This window comes from Parabacteroides sp. AM58-2XD, assembly GCF_003463685.1.
Taxonomy (GTDB): domain Bacteria; phylum Bacteroidota; class Bacteroidia; order Bacteroidales; family Tannerellaceae; genus Parabacteroides; species Parabacteroides segnis.
This window is the reverse complement of the sequence record NZ_QSDP01000003.1, coordinates 68,716-82,791: the sequence shown is the minus strand read 5'-3', so window position 1 is coordinate 82,791 and position 14,076 is coordinate 68,716. Positions and strand designations below refer to the sequence as shown.

Below are 14,076 nucleotides of genomic sequence, written 5' to 3'. Positions count from 1 at the left end.
GTACACCCCTAACTATTTTCATCCATTTGCCGAACTTTGCTTCATCAATCGATTGAAACCAATAATGTTAAACTTAAAAATGAAGCAAAATGTATATAGACAACGAAAACTTCGACAAGTGGATGGAACGGCTATCAAAAAAGCTCTCCGAAATCGGACAAGACCTAAAATCCCTTATCAATACCGACAAGATATTAGATCCTAGCGACAAGATATTGGATAATCAGGATTTAGCTTTCCTGCTGAAAGTATCTTTCCGAACCCTGCAACGCTATCGGGCAAGTGGCAAACTTCCTTACTTTATGATAAGTCATAAAACCTATTATCGTGCTGCTGATATTCGGGTATTTATTCAAGAAAATGCCGACTGTAAAACATACGAACGGTTCAAAAAGGAAAACCAACTCGATAAGCAAACTGAGGCAAACCAAGGTGGGTAATATTACCGCCTGATGAAAAGCTATCGCTCCCCATTTAGCAGAAACGGCCTCACCTTGTGGCTCGGCTCGTTTCGCTAAATGAAGCAAGAGGGAACTGGACAAGTCCTGTTCTTCCTTCTTGCCCTGCGGGGCAAAGCCTTCGGCTTTAGCGGTTTAAGTGAAACCGCTGTAATGACACCTGTAATAATCAATTTTAGTTTATTGCTTATTATCAGGTGATTAATAGAGCGAATTTCTATAAAATTGTAATTACTCATGCAAAATAACAGCAGGAAAACCATATTCACCACCGTTTCCATAGACAAGGAAACGGGCGGCTTAGTAGAAAAGATATGTAAACACTATTCGCTGAAAAAGGCGGAAGTAGTGAAACTGGCTTTTCGGTATATCGACAAGGCAAATATCAATCCCGCCGATGCCCCCGAATCGGTCAAAGCCGAACTTGCCAAAATCAACAAACGGCAGGATGCTATTATACGTTTTATCCGTAACTACGAGGAAAAGGAACTTAACCCGATGATACGGGCGACCAATTCGATAGCCGTCCGCTTCGATAGTATTGTGAAAGCATTGGAAACACTTGTTCTTTCGCAGTTGGAGAAGAACCAAGAGAAACACAATGCCGTGCTGCAAAGAATCAGTGACAAATTCGGCGAACATGCCGACGTGATAAACAGTCAGGGTAAACATATCGGCGCGTTAAAAGAGACGCAGAAAAAAGACAATGCAAAACTTTTGAAGTTGATTAGCCTTTATGCGGAGTTGGCAGCTTGCGGAGTGATGGACGGCAAGCGCAAAGAGAGCCTGAAAGCCGAGATAACGAACCTGATAAACGAATAGCAAACAATGAACATCGATTTCCCGCCACCGTCCAACGGAGTGTATAACAATGCAGGCAGCAGCCGACAGTTAGCCAACTATTGCGAGCATGAAGATTTGCAACGGATGGAGCAGGGAATCTATACCGAAGGCTTTTTCAACCTTACGGATGATAATGTCTATAAATCCCATGTGATTAAAGACATTGACGGGAATATCGGGCAACTCTTAAAGACTGATGCCAAGTTTTACGCCGTTCACGTCAGCCCGTCCGAAAAGGAACTGCAAGCGATGGGAAGCACGGAACAGGAACAAGCCGAAGCCATGAAGCGGTATATCCGCGAAGTGTTCATTCCCGAATATGCCAAGAATTTCAATAAAGGATTATCAGCCGAAAACATCAAATTTTACGGCAAAATCCATTTCGACCGAAACTGTTCCGACAACCGTCTGAATATACACTGCCATTTGATTGTGAGCCGTAAAGACCAATCGAACAAAGTCAAGATAAGCCCGCTTACCAATCATCGAAACACCCAAAAAGGCGTTATTACAGGCGGTTTTGACCGTATCGCCTTATTTGAGAACGTGGAGAAAGGTTTTGATAATCTATTCGGTTATAATCGGCAACTACCCGAAACTTTTGAATACTGCAACACTATGAAGAACGGCACTGTCACGGATAAACTATGGATGCAGGAACGGGAACTGAAAGCCCCCGAACAAGATTTTGCTGGTGAAAAGAAAAAAATTGTCTATGTTCAAACAGATGAAAATATAAAAACACAAATAAATAAAAATGTAAAAACGTTTTCAAATATTCCAACCAATACGCAAACAGATGAAAGCGGTTTATCTTCTTTATTTTCCATACTTCCATCGGCTGCGGATGTCAATCCAATGGATGAGCAACAACCGCTGAAACCCAAGAAAAAGAAGAAACGGAGACCAAGATTAAGCTGATAAAATATTAGATTTATATTGTGCCAAAAGTTATTTCCCGTCCAACTTCGGTTATTTCCCGCTCATGGCTTCCCTGCCCGTTTTGGAGGGCGGAAGCCCCGCGAGAATAACCGATTGTCCGAGAATAACTTTTGCCAGTTTAACGGCGGCATAGCCGCTTTTATTAATACAGTTTATTTTTGATACTAAAATCTAAAGATGCAAATATATATTGTGTACAACAGTTCTATGGCTGAAACAATTATAATAAGTAACGACAATATGGTGACCTGACCATATTTCTTTTCTGCTTTATTTAAATGCTCAGATAAATTTACTTCAAACATACCGTATGACTGCTTGCGAGCGATTTCTTTCATAAAATGCTCAATATAAATCAGCATTGAAAGAGAACAAAATGGCAACAACAATATCAGACTATTAAATTCTTTATTTATCTGACATAAAGCAAAATATCCTGTAATAAAAATTGTATTGAACATGAACAACTTATCATGCAACCTATCGAAATATTTTAACACATATCTTTTGGAATCGTATTCCAATTGTTCTATTTTACGTGAAAGGCGTTCCAAAGACTTCTCCGCTTCTTCGATTATTTTATCTCCATCAAGATTATCCATATTATTCATTATATCTTAGAATTATCGTTTATTATCGGCATATCTATTGTTTTGGTTAAACCCTCTAAAGGCTTTCGGGAGCTTTCTTCTTCGTAAATAAGAGATGAAAGATAGATTAATGCAGACCTCGTAAGTTTCAGAATTTTAAATGCTTTATCATAAAAATCAAGCCTTTCAATTTCATATGTTTCCGGTGATTCGTTCCAACAAATATTTTTCCCTTCAACAATTTTAAATGATTTATGCTCCATAAAATTTCTCATTATCGCTATTTCCTTCGCTTCCGGTTCTATTGGTGAATCTACTCCTTCGTCCAAATCCTTGCTCAACCAAAATAAGCCCTGCAAAGCCAAATTTTGAGAGGTAAACATTTCCTCATTTATCGGATTATTCCTATTTCCTCTTTTATGCCATATATTTCTAAAAGAAACTCGATTTTTATCAATTCCCAAGTTTAAATATATATTCATAAGATAGGCTATCTTATCAAAAATAGAATAGCAAACGCGAAAGGATATTTTTATTTTTTCAATGGAAATGGCATAGACCGGACAATCAAAAGCAGTATAAAGGACAACATCTCTGTCTGAATAATGAGGTTTGTCAGTATTTACGCCTTCATAGAACAGAAACCTTGCTGAAACAAATTCCTGCTTCATTTGATTATACATCGATTGGCATATTGGTTTTTCTTCTCTTTTCAAGACCATTGTTGGAGTATGCAGAATATCGTGTGCAACAACATTTTGGGCTATAACATCATTTAGTGGATTTAGAAATAATACATTATCAATGCACCACTGTCTATAGTCAATTTCATCCGTTGATAATCCATGAAAGAAATCGTCATATTGCTTGAAATCATTCAAGTCTTTTAATGGATACCTTGTGGCAATGTGTTCCGCCAAACTATTAAACCCTGAACGGGCTTCTTCGTAAACATCTTTTTTATCACATGCTTCCAGTAAATGCTTTCGGGCATATTGCAAAAATATAAATTGATGTACCCCGTCAAAAACTTCCCTTGCATATCGGTATAATCCAAAACCCTTATTCCCCAAAGCCATGCCAAAATTGGGATTTATCAAAAGTGCTTTATTGAAATAGTCCTGCGCTTCTGAGAAACGCCCGATATGGTCAAAAGCACATCCCAGATTAGTTAGGATTTGACAAACATTAATATCTTCTCTTTTGCCAATGAGTTGCAAAGCACAACGTAAATGATATACTTGTTTTTCAAACTCTTTGGAACTAATGGGAACTTCGTAAGAGTTTAGATATTTTAGTTGTAATACATAACTCCAACCATTTGCCAAAAAATAATGAAATGTACTTTTTTGCTCATCATTGAAACGCTGCAAATCCACGTCCACAGATAGATTTAAACCGTTTTTTATAGATACAAGGTCATTTATACTTCTGGATTTCTCAAAAATATTGGCAAAATTATTTAGTATCTCATTAGGCGAATATGTATTTATATTAGTAGGGGTTATATTCATGTTTATTTGTAGATTTATGTTATTTTACTTTTCCTATCTCGTCGATTATTCGACCTATATCGTTCCCTTCTTCCTCAATCCACTCATCAGTTTTTATGAGGTTTTGTAGTATTGCCAGTTGTTCAGAAGAATATAGGTTAGCGGTTAATGATGATAATTCTGTAGTTTTATCCCATTCGCTACGGTGATAATCTTCTGTATCTTTGATTCGTTCGGGTTTACCGTTGGGATTTAGAAGTTGTAACGAAGAGGCTTTGTCCTTAATCATTTCAACCCGATGATAAATCCGCTCATAAATTTGTAATCCCATCAAGTCCCAATCACACAGGTAATATATCGGATATTCAATTTTCGGTAAATTTTCAATCGGCAAGGTATTATTGCCGCCAACGTGCCATAATTCAACATTCCTTTTTGGGGCAATGTCAAGGGTAAGAAAATAACGATTTTCACATAGGATTATACATGTTGGATTTTTGCATGGAACACGATAAATCCACTGACCTTCGTTCTGGGGAAACTTATCTATCCCTATTATTTTTAACACAGCATCTTCCAATGCAGAACCCTTTTCAATATGTTTGGCCGATTTGAAGAACGATTTTGAAATTCCTTTTCGTCCGTCTTTTCCTGCCTCTATTTTACTTCGCATTTCGGATAATAGTGTTTGCCCACTATCGACCAAGACATTCTCACATTGCTTGATGTTCATTAGGCTCTTGATTTCAAATTCCGAAAATGGAGTGTGGGGCGTCAAAATCTGATTTTCCGACAGAAAGGAATAATACTTGTGAAATAGACCTTCTATATTTTCCCGCTCATATTCATCGTCGAATTTACTGTATGGCTCTATGGTTTTAGTTGAACCGATTTTCTTCTTAATATACCCTTCTCGTTTTAGATATTTGAAGTATGGGCGTTCCTGTACTTTCAAATTGGTTTTGCGTTCGTGGTATAATTGATACAGCGCTTTAAACTCAGGCCATGTTAATTGTTTATTTATCATATCTTCTGAATTTCATCGGCATTACTAAATATAGCAAAAGTACTCACTCGTTCTTTCCGCTTTTTACTGCCGTTGAGGATGTATAAATATTGTTCACCGTCCCTGAAATCATCAAGGGGATTGATTGACATTGATATTAGCTGATAATCTTTGGCTTCGGCAATTCGTTCAAGTAAATCGAAATTACTACCAATTCCTTCAGCCTCGTCAATAGGCATAAAACGTAATCCACTGTGTTGTCTCCCCTTTTCTTTTTTCTCAACTAAGGAAAGACGGGCAACGCATAACATGGCAGTAACGGCATAGGTCTGACCTGCGCTCCCGACATTCTTTTCTCCATCATCCGACTCCATTTCGAATTTTATATCAAAATAGTTCTTGGGATTTAATAAGTCTTCTATTTTCGCATTCTTGAATCCACCACATTTTTCAAAAGCTGTAGCCATCATGTCAGGAATATCAATTTTTTCTCTTAATGCTGCAAATAAATCTTGATGAATGCTTTCTTGTTTTATCGAATCATTAAGCTTTTCCAAAAACATATCAATCCAATCGATTGGATAAATTAAAGAAAACGGACAAGTAAGACTTAACTTAAATCCTTGTGATATTTCTTTATCCGAGCCTTTAAAATAGGCTCCAATCTCATACATTTTTGCAACATAATCGCTGACAGCATCTCTAACATCCTGAAAAATTTCCTTGAGCAAATTCAGTTTCCGATTTCCGATATGGATATGTGTGTCATTTAACTGTTTGAGAAAGTCTAACATTTGCTGTAAAGCATCTGTCTCATTTGACGTCAATTGTTTTGCGGGAATCTCATTAACAACTTCCCTTGTTAATGCCAAATAATCTTCAGACCCCATGAATCGTTGATACATTTTTTCGCTTAAAAACTCGATAACAATATCATCATATGCTTGCTTATAAGCATTCCTTGCTGAATAGAATAATTGTTCTTTTTCTTCGGGTTTGGCTACAATATTAATTTTTAAGTTTATCTGTTGGTCTGACTGTGCTTGATAATCTAACTTTGCCTGATGATAAAGGCTGTCTTCTTCTTGAATCTTAGTTTTCAGAACTTTTATTTCTTCTTTGCAACTGTGTTTTTTCTTTAGATTATCATTTAGTTCTGAGCGAAGATTTAATATGCTTGTCGTATCTAAATCCTCAGGGATTTGTATATAAGTTGAAAATAATTGTCGAAATCGAGTTGCTCTATTTTGTTTATATATAAGCAGTCTGTTTGCTTTTTCTTGAAGTTGTCTGATAGCGGTTTGAACTTCAAGAAAAGAGAAATTCTTTGAGAATTCTATTTGGCAGGCTTGTTGTATATCTTTTTTTACTTGCTCTTGCTCCGTTTCTCCCTTTATTTTCAGGATTTTGGCAGCATCAAGTTCCGATTTGGTTTGCTTAATGTCTTCTCCATTAAAATGGACTTTCAACAATTCATCTAATTGTGTGGCAGTAATATCTAAATTTTCATCAATGATATATGCTGATATTTCATCTCTACGAACAAAAGCGTTAACTGCATTCTCGCCATGTTTAGACGCCACTTTTTGCATAGCCTCTATAGTTTCTTTCTCTTCTCTTAATGAATTGATGATTTCTGCTGCATCTTTGTATTTTTCGTTGAAGTATCCCGTAATTTCGTCACTATTCTTCGTTGTGAAAAATCGTTCGGGTATGTAAGGTACAAATCTCCTAATGCTGCCCCAATCAACCCAAAAACCATTCGGATTGCTTTCTTTTTCCCCGATTTCCAAGTTGCCAAAAAAAGTTTCCGGATTTGGTATATATTGTGTATTCTTTTCAATACTTGCAGGTTTCTCAATAAGTATCATATCTAAGTTGAACAAGACACTTTCTTCCTCATGTGATAATGATGGTTTGTTCTGTATTGTCCAATATGCTAAAGATTTAGTATTGGTGACATCTGAAAAGTCCTTTAAAGTAGTAAGTCTCTTTATTTCGGTGTTGATTTCTTCTGTTCTCTTCTTGTAAAAAGCAGAGCCATCAACTGCTCCTCTCGCCCAAGGAGATTTTGTCCATTCTTCATATAACTTTTGCTTCATCAATTCATCACCCAAATTTTTCAAGTGTTCCTTTTCAGCCTTCTCACTCAATTGTTTTGAGTGCCTATCTCGTAATTTTTCGCATGTTTTATAAGCATCAAGTAATTTTTCTACTTTTTGCACTTGAATGTACTGTTCGTCGAGTTTGGGGTATTTCTGAAATGCAACGGACTCTTTAGTCAGATACGCTGTTATATTTTCTTGAGCATTTTCAATGATGGATAATTTATCTGCTAAAAGATTTACGTTTTTCCGTTGCTCCTCAGCTTCTGCTGAAAATAAACGCAAAAAGGAATTGGCTACTTTATGATTGATACTTTTTATGTCATACTGAAGCTGAATACATTTTTCTTCTGCCGTATTCTTGTTTTGATAATGAAATATGGTTTTTGTTTTCAAATAGTCTTCCTGTGCTGCATCCCGTGCTTGTTTTAAATCGAAAAGACGTTTGAACTTTTCGTATTTGATTCGCACTTTTTCTAATGTGTCTTTATTTTCTTTGTGGTCTCTTAATTCTTGTGCTATATCTGCAAGTTGTTCGTCAAAACGAACTTTGATGATATTTTCCCTATCGTCATTAAGGAAAAACTCTTTCAACCATTTCGAATTGTTTTTAAATCCTTTACCACGAGAAAATGCGCGAATGATTTGTGCAAAATTCTTTAAGTTTCCTTCTGTCTTCAGGTCAATGGGAAGGATTTTGTTTTGTTCAAGTAATTCATGATATTTATTCAAAGACAGTTTTGCAGCATAAGCCTGTTTATTTTCTTTCATCCTTTCAGGAAGATTAGTTATATCTATAATCTCGTCACCCAACATAAAATCTTTTGATATAAGAGGTGAAGAAAGAGGCTCAAATACGTCTAATCCTATATTTGCTTGAATAATAAAAGGGTCAATGGAAGTAGTTGATATGTACATCCCGATGACAATAAATTTGTCCGTATCTATTGCAATGTTTAGAAATACATATCCATATCGTTCAATGATTAACTTTCTTGCTTCCCGCTCTGAACTTGAATCTGTGGCAGATTTAAATTCCCTTTCTCCGACTAATATCAGTTGTAACACATCTGCAATAATAGATTTTCCGACACCGCTGTCACCTGCAAAATCTGTCCGAAACGGATGAAAACGATAATCTGAATTATAATGATTACGAATGCCTACTGTTGAAAGGCTATATATACGAGGAAATTTTTTATTACTCATTGCTAATCGGTGTATTGATGATGTAGTTTTCAAACATATTCAGTAAACGATTGAGAGACGGCATGATTTCAAAAGTTTCCGTGCTTTTGTCTATCATAATCCAACATAAATCGTTGAATTTTTTAAGCGCTTTGTCCATCTCATCTTCAATAGATTTTAGCTCATAATCCGTTTCTTCTGTATCTTCCGATTTTGCAAATAGCCGTAATAAGTGCGGTTTATATTCTTCATACTCCGACAATACTTGTACTTTAAAATCTTGGATTAGTATACGGCTTTCTGCTCTTGGTTCAAGAACATACATGCGAATTAATAGAAAGGCTATGATTAGATGCGATTCCGCAAGATATTCACGATTTTCTACAGGAATATTACCCCGTTGGTAGTATCCGTTTCCATCTTTGAAGAAATCAATGAAAAAGTATTCTAAATCACCTTCGCCCTCACGATTCAAATGGATATCAAACAAATTGTCATAATAAGATTTTAGTTTGTCGTAATATTTTCCGACAAAAGCAAACTGCTTACCCTGTGAAGGACATTTTTGAATATGTTTTCCACTTTTCAAAGCATAATCGACATCTGCAAATATTGATATTGCTTCTTGTGTCGTTAAAAATGCATAGCCTACATTTTCTTGTAAATAATCGTCTTCCATATTTTTATCATTGGATATTCGGGGATGCCAACTATTTCAGTTGAAATAGATATCCCGAATGAATTAATGTCACGGTAATATTTAGACATGGTTTTGTGAGCTAACTTCACACAAATACGGATATTCCCATTTTCTTTTTTGAGCACTTCATAAAAGAAAGCAGAAAAATCAACTTCTTGATATGCTTTTAGTCGATTTTCCAAATCAAGCATATAAAGGTTAATCCTTTTTTGAATTTCAATCCTTTCTTTTTCCAATAAAAAGCGATTCTCTGTTTCAGTGGCGTTGGTTACGGGAATTTTTGATTTCGCTGTTTTGAACCGACTAAGGGAAGCTCCATCAAAATTTTCTTTAACGATAATAAACCTTGGTTGCTGAGTATAACGTATCGGGATACTTGGTATGCCATCAGGGAAACGGATTTTGCCTTTTTCCAAAGTGCTTTTTTCAAGTAGTTGATTAAAGAAGCGTTTGAACCGAATGTAGAAATCGTGCCTATTGATATTTCTGATATATTCATTTAGTCGAGGTTTAACGCTGTCTATACGCTTGCTGATGATTTTCAGATTACCTCGAACTTCCTGAAAGAAGGATAGCACATTTGCCCGTTGTCTGTTCAGAAGAATATCTTCTGTAATGATATTACTCTTCAATAGCTTGTTTTGAATATCGTGCGCTCCACTAAAGGCATTATTCAACTCTTCTGTTTTGGAACGAATATCTTCCAATGTGTTAACTATTGATTTTAAAGCATTCAAATCGTAAGCATGCTCATTTGATATCTGTCGTCTGAAATCAATGACTAATCGGTCAATTTGGATATATAGGGTATTAATTTGTGTATCTACTCTTTGGCTATAGCTTTCGAATGTAGTAGAGTACCACTCTGTGAAGGATTGTTCGCTAAAGGTGTTAGAAAGGTATAAAAACTCTTTTTGTAGCTGAGTGGGATTGAATGTCTCTTCAAGAATATTTTCAATCAGTTTGCACCACTTTTTGGTAAAAGGTTTGAGACGGTATAGCCGATTCTTTTCATCGCGCCATAAAAAATACTTTTGAAAATACTTGACTATATTATTAAACTGTATTTTCTGATTGGTTTTCAAATCATATCGGATCTCCCTCAACGATTTGATGATTTCTTCTTCTGAAAACTCTTTCCCAATGTCTCCGTCCTTTTGTTTCTGATACAGATGAAACAGCACCAATCCTTCCTGCTTAAGAGGAATAAGATTTTCATATTCTTTTTCTATTTCATTGTATAGATTGAATAAGGACATAACTTTAACAATACAAAAAAGTTAACCTTATTGCCAAACATTGGTTGTTTTAGCATTATAAAGATTAACCTTACATTTAAATTTAGTTTTTATTTTCTCAATATGCATCAAATCGGCATCTGAGTATACACCGATATACACACTCCATAATTTGTCTTGTGCCTTCTTCCCTTGATTAGCCGCGATGTTTATGGCTTCTATGATATGTGTATCATTGTCGCCAAAGTTGAAACCAAATGTTATTAATGAGCCTTTTATCGAAGAAAACTTATCAAAGCAAAACGACAGGTATTTGTTATGCATAATGTGCGTAAGTTTTTCATTTGCATTGCCTGCTGTCACAAAAATGGGATATTCTTTCTTTTCCATTCTTGCTTTAATGTTATCTAATAAGTAGTCACCGTTATATTCTTCTTTGATTATATCTATTCCTGTATCAAATAGAGGAAGCGCACCATGCAAATAAAATACGGATTGGCTATCCTTATTTTTACCCCAACGAAGTTCAGAATATTCCGGTTCATAATCCGGAACATACTCATCTCCTAATGGGTTTTCGACTTCTCTTCCAAAGCCATCTCCTGCATTTTTACAAGTGTTGCGCATTAATACCCAATAAAGAAGCAAGTCATAATTCGACGAAAAAACATATCCGTCATTAACTAAGTAATCTTCTAAAAAAGTACAGCAAGCGGCATTTTTTTCTTCAGGTATCTTAAACACATGTTCAGGGTGCATTGCTTTAACAGCATCAATCAAGCTATTTTTCAGGGTTTCACTTGTATGCTTGATTTTATCAATCAGTTCTTTGTCTGCATTGAAAACTTGAGTAACATTAGCGAAAAGGTCTAATTGCTGCATGATTATCTCAAAGTTCTTTGTATTTATGCTGTTGAATAGCTGTTTCAATAATTCATCTTCCGAGTTTTCTATAAATGCACTAAGCGCATTATATGAGAATATTTTGGCATCATAAGCCATACTGAATCCATTTCCCAACAGCAAATGCTTAGCCCTTCCTTTTTTGCGTAGGGATTGAACAACCTCTTGATAGGTTTGAAGTTCTTCAACTTTCATACTTCAACTTTTTTCCAATGATGTTTGGGAACAAAACAAGGCAATTTACTCAAAATAATATCCTGAGGTAAGCCCCACATGATTTCATATGTATTTTCTCCAACTTGGGAATTAGCTTCCTTTGCTTCTAATTCCATATCTATGGGGACATTCACAAATATAGTATAGTAAGGACTGGTAGATTGGTCATAACTTTTAAGTTTTGGGTCTATGGCAACAAGCTTGTCAAATAACCCTTCAACATTTAACTTCTTATCTACACTAATAGGAATTGAACAATAAGAATTGCCCTTGCTGTCCACAAGGTGACTTTTAATAATGCTATCTGCTAACTTAATCTTTATCATGATATTTTCTTTAAGATTTCTACTTCAAACTTTCGTTAATGGCAAAGTTAGCAAATCTTTTAACATTGTCACTAACTTTTTCATTTTAAGAATGAAATCTATGGTATTAATACTAGGAATTAGTTGTTTTGCTTCACCATTCACAATAAACAAGCTGTTTTTATTCGAATAAAGTTGCTTATGACATCTCTGTTACCACTACTTCAGCAGTTGCAAAATAGCAGGGCAAAGTCTTTTTTGTTTTATCGACAAAACAAAAACAGCTTATTTTCGTCTTATCGACAGAACAAGAATACCCCTAACTAATCCTGATATTTTGTTTTGTTTCTAAAATGCATTATATTTGCAGCATAATAGAAACAAAATCAAGAAATGACATTTTTGGAATTTAAGAATCAGCTATTCGATTTGGCATGCTTCAATATCTATCAGGTATATGCATGGCAATCGGATTTTGACCGTAATAGCCTTACTCGCTGGGTGAAGAAAGGATATCTTATCCGGTTACGGCAGGGATACTTTGCTTTCTCTGAATATAAGAGCAAACCGGATTATTTCCTTTATTTTGCCAACAGGATTTACCGTCCGTCCTATATCAGCTTGCATACAGCATTGTCGTTCTATGGGATGATACCGGAAGCGGTGGTACAGATTACCAGTGTGACAACCCTAAAAACAGCATCTTTCGTCAATGACTTCGGCGAATACTCTTATAAGAACGTCAAAGAAAACCTGATGTTCGGGTACGAGTTGAAGCCAATGGCAGACAATCGTACCATACAGTTTGCCACACCCGAGAAGGCATTACTTGATTTGCTGTATCTTTATCCGTTCTATGATAGTGAGCAGGAATTGGAAGAATTGCGCTTGGATGAAGATTACCTGCACGATGATTTAAACAAGGATTTACTGATGGACTACTGCGACATGTTTCAAAGCAAGGCACTTGATCATCGTGTAAAGTTACTTCTTAAAACTTACGATTTATGATACAGATTGAACAGATAAGAAATTATTTTCCGGTTCAAATCCGTGGAAATTCGGGGTTCGATAAGCACATACTAAAAGAGTATTTACAGTTGATGATTCTGGATTACCTTTCTTCTACGCCAAACATCCAAAAGATGGCTTTTATCGGTGGGACAAACCTGCGTTTAGTAAAAGGGATAGACCGGTTTTCTGAAGATTTGGATTTTGACTGCAAAAACCTGTCGAAAGACGAGTTTATTGAAATGACAAACGGCGTAATTCAGTTTCTGGAACGTTCAGGATTACGCGTGGAGGCAAAAGATAAAAAAAATCCAAAGCTAACAGCCTTCCGGCGTAATATTCATTTTCCTGAACTGTTATTCGATTTGGGATTGAGCGGACATAAGGAAGAACGCTTTTTGATAAAGGTCGAAAGCCAATACCAAGGAATTGCTTATCCCCCTGTTATCACAAATATCAAAGGGTACGGATTCTTTTTCCCGTTTCCCGTTCCTTCTGATGGTGTATTGTGCAGTATGAAAATTGCCGCCATGTTAGCCCGCGCCAAAGGACGTGATTTTTACGACCTGATGTTTTTGCTTTCGCAGTCAAAACCCGATTACGATTTTCTTTCAAAGCGTTGCGGAGTACATAATTTGCAGGAGTTCAAACAGGCAGCAGGCGAATTGCTGAAAACAGTCGATTTGAAGAAGAAGCAAAAGGATTTTGAGCACTTGCTTTTCAATAAAGCGAATAGTGAGAAGATTTTGAGGTTTGGGGATTTCGTTAATTCGCTTACAGAATAATTCGATGCGAAATGCACATTTCGGAAATGACCGTTTCGGAACAATGGAAAGGCAAATTAAACAGCCGTAAATTTTACCGCCATAAAAATTACCTTCTATTTCTGTTATGCCCTATTTTTGCTGCACAAGAGAAGTAAAAAGACTAATTATTTCAACTTTTCGGTCAAACAATGGATTAATTTAATATTCTTTCTTAACTTTGCAGTAACAATCGTGTTAAATCACGGGCAAAACGATGAGAAATAATCGTGTGCTAAATCGTGTGGATTTTCCGATGAAAGAAAAGATAAGTC

13 protein-coding genes are annotated in these 14,076 nt (G+C 35.9%); 5 read left to right on the top strand and 8 right to left on the bottom strand.

All coding sequences use genetic code 11. The features are described 5' to 3' along the window. Nucleotides 1–89: 89 nt before the first annotated feature. From DXA15_RS01515 to DXA15_RS01505, 3 genes are all read left to right on the top strand, one after another. Complete coding sequence (locus tag DXA15_RS01515) at nt 90–440, top strand: helix-turn-helix domain-containing protein (protein WP_005868427.1); 351 nt, start codon at nt 90–92, stop codon at nt 438–440. A gap of 255 nt (nt 441–695) precedes the next feature. Beyond that, nucleotides 696–1,280 carry a BfmA/BtgA family mobilization protein gene (locus DXA15_RS01510; RefSeq protein WP_028728133.1) on the top strand — a complete coding sequence of 195 codons (585 nt, stop codon included), beginning with the start codon at nt 696–698 and terminating at the stop codon, nt 1,278–1,280. A gap of 6 nt (nt 1,281–1,286) precedes the next feature. Continuing rightward, nucleotides 1,287–2,222 carry a DUF5712 family protein gene (locus DXA15_RS01505; protein WP_005868432.1) on the top strand — a complete coding sequence of 312 codons (936 nt, stop codon included), beginning with the start codon at nt 1,287–1,289 and terminating at the stop codon, nt 2,220–2,222. Nucleotides 2,223–2,407: 185 nt separating this feature from the next. Here DXA15_RS01505 and DXA15_RS01500 read toward each other — a convergent pair whose 3' ends face one another. From DXA15_RS01500 to DXA15_RS01465, 8 genes are read right to left on the bottom strand one after another with little or no spacing between them, the layout of a single operon-like run. Then, entirely contained in the window at nt 2,408–2,845 is a 438-nt protein-coding gene (locus DXA15_RS01500) for a hypothetical protein (RefSeq protein WP_223382230.1), read from the bottom strand. Nucleotides 2,846–2,853: 8 nt separating this feature from the next. Then, nucleotides 2,854–4,347: an LA2681 family HEPN domain-containing protein gene (locus DXA15_RS01495; protein WP_005868436.1), complete on the bottom strand. Its 1,494-nt coding sequence runs from the start codon at nt 4,345–4,347 to the stop codon at nt 2,854–2,856. Between the two features lie 19 nt (nt 4,348–4,366). Continuing rightward, a complete protein-coding gene (locus DXA15_RS01490) occupies nt 4,367–5,353 on the bottom strand; it encodes a hypothetical protein (protein WP_008778330.1) in 987 nt (328 codons plus the stop codon). After that, a complete protein-coding gene (locus DXA15_RS01485) occupies nt 5,350–8,646 on the bottom strand; it encodes a hypothetical protein (protein ID WP_025866445.1) in 3,297 nt (1,098 codons plus the stop codon). The genes DXA15_RS01490 and DXA15_RS01485 overlap by 4 nt, the downstream gene beginning before the upstream one ends. Next, nucleotides 8,639–9,304, bottom strand: a complete 666-nt coding sequence (locus tag DXA15_RS01480; RefSeq protein WP_005862058.1) for a hypothetical protein — start codon at nt 9,302–9,304, stop codon at nt 8,639–8,641. Before DXA15_RS01480 ends, DXA15_RS01485 begins: the two co-directional genes overlap by 8 nt. Beyond that, nucleotides 9,274–10,584 (bottom strand): hypothetical protein, encoded by a 1,311-nt coding sequence (locus tag DXA15_RS01475; RefSeq protein ID WP_005862059.1) that lies wholly within the window; start codon nt 10,582–10,584, stop codon nt 9,274–9,276. The genes DXA15_RS01480 and DXA15_RS01475 overlap by 31 nt, the downstream gene beginning before the upstream one ends. Before the next feature lie 27 nt (nt 10,585–10,611). Next, entirely contained in the window at nt 10,612–11,661 is a 1,050-nt protein-coding gene (locus tag DXA15_RS01470) for a DUF4917 family protein (protein WP_028728132.1), read from the bottom strand. Then, nucleotides 11,658–12,008, bottom strand: a complete 351-nt coding sequence (locus DXA15_RS01465) for a hypothetical protein (RefSeq protein ID WP_005862061.1) — start codon at nt 12,006–12,008, stop codon at nt 11,658–11,660. Before DXA15_RS01465 ends, DXA15_RS01470 begins: the two co-directional genes overlap by 4 nt. Nucleotides 12,009–12,380: 372 nt before the next feature. Here DXA15_RS01465 and DXA15_RS01460 point away from each other — a divergent pair, with 372 nt between their 5' ends. Beyond that, nucleotides 12,381–12,998: a hypothetical protein gene (locus DXA15_RS01460; protein WP_028728131.1), complete on the top strand. Its 618-nt coding sequence runs from the start codon at nt 12,381–12,383 to the stop codon at nt 12,996–12,998. Beyond that, nucleotides 12,995–13,783 (top strand): nucleotidyl transferase AbiEii/AbiGii toxin family protein, encoded by a 789-nt coding sequence (locus tag DXA15_RS01455; protein WP_005862063.1) that lies wholly within the window; start codon nt 12,995–12,997, stop codon nt 13,781–13,783. The genes DXA15_RS01460 and DXA15_RS01455 overlap by 4 nt, the downstream gene beginning before the upstream one ends. Nucleotides 13,784–14,076: the final 293 nt, after the last annotated feature.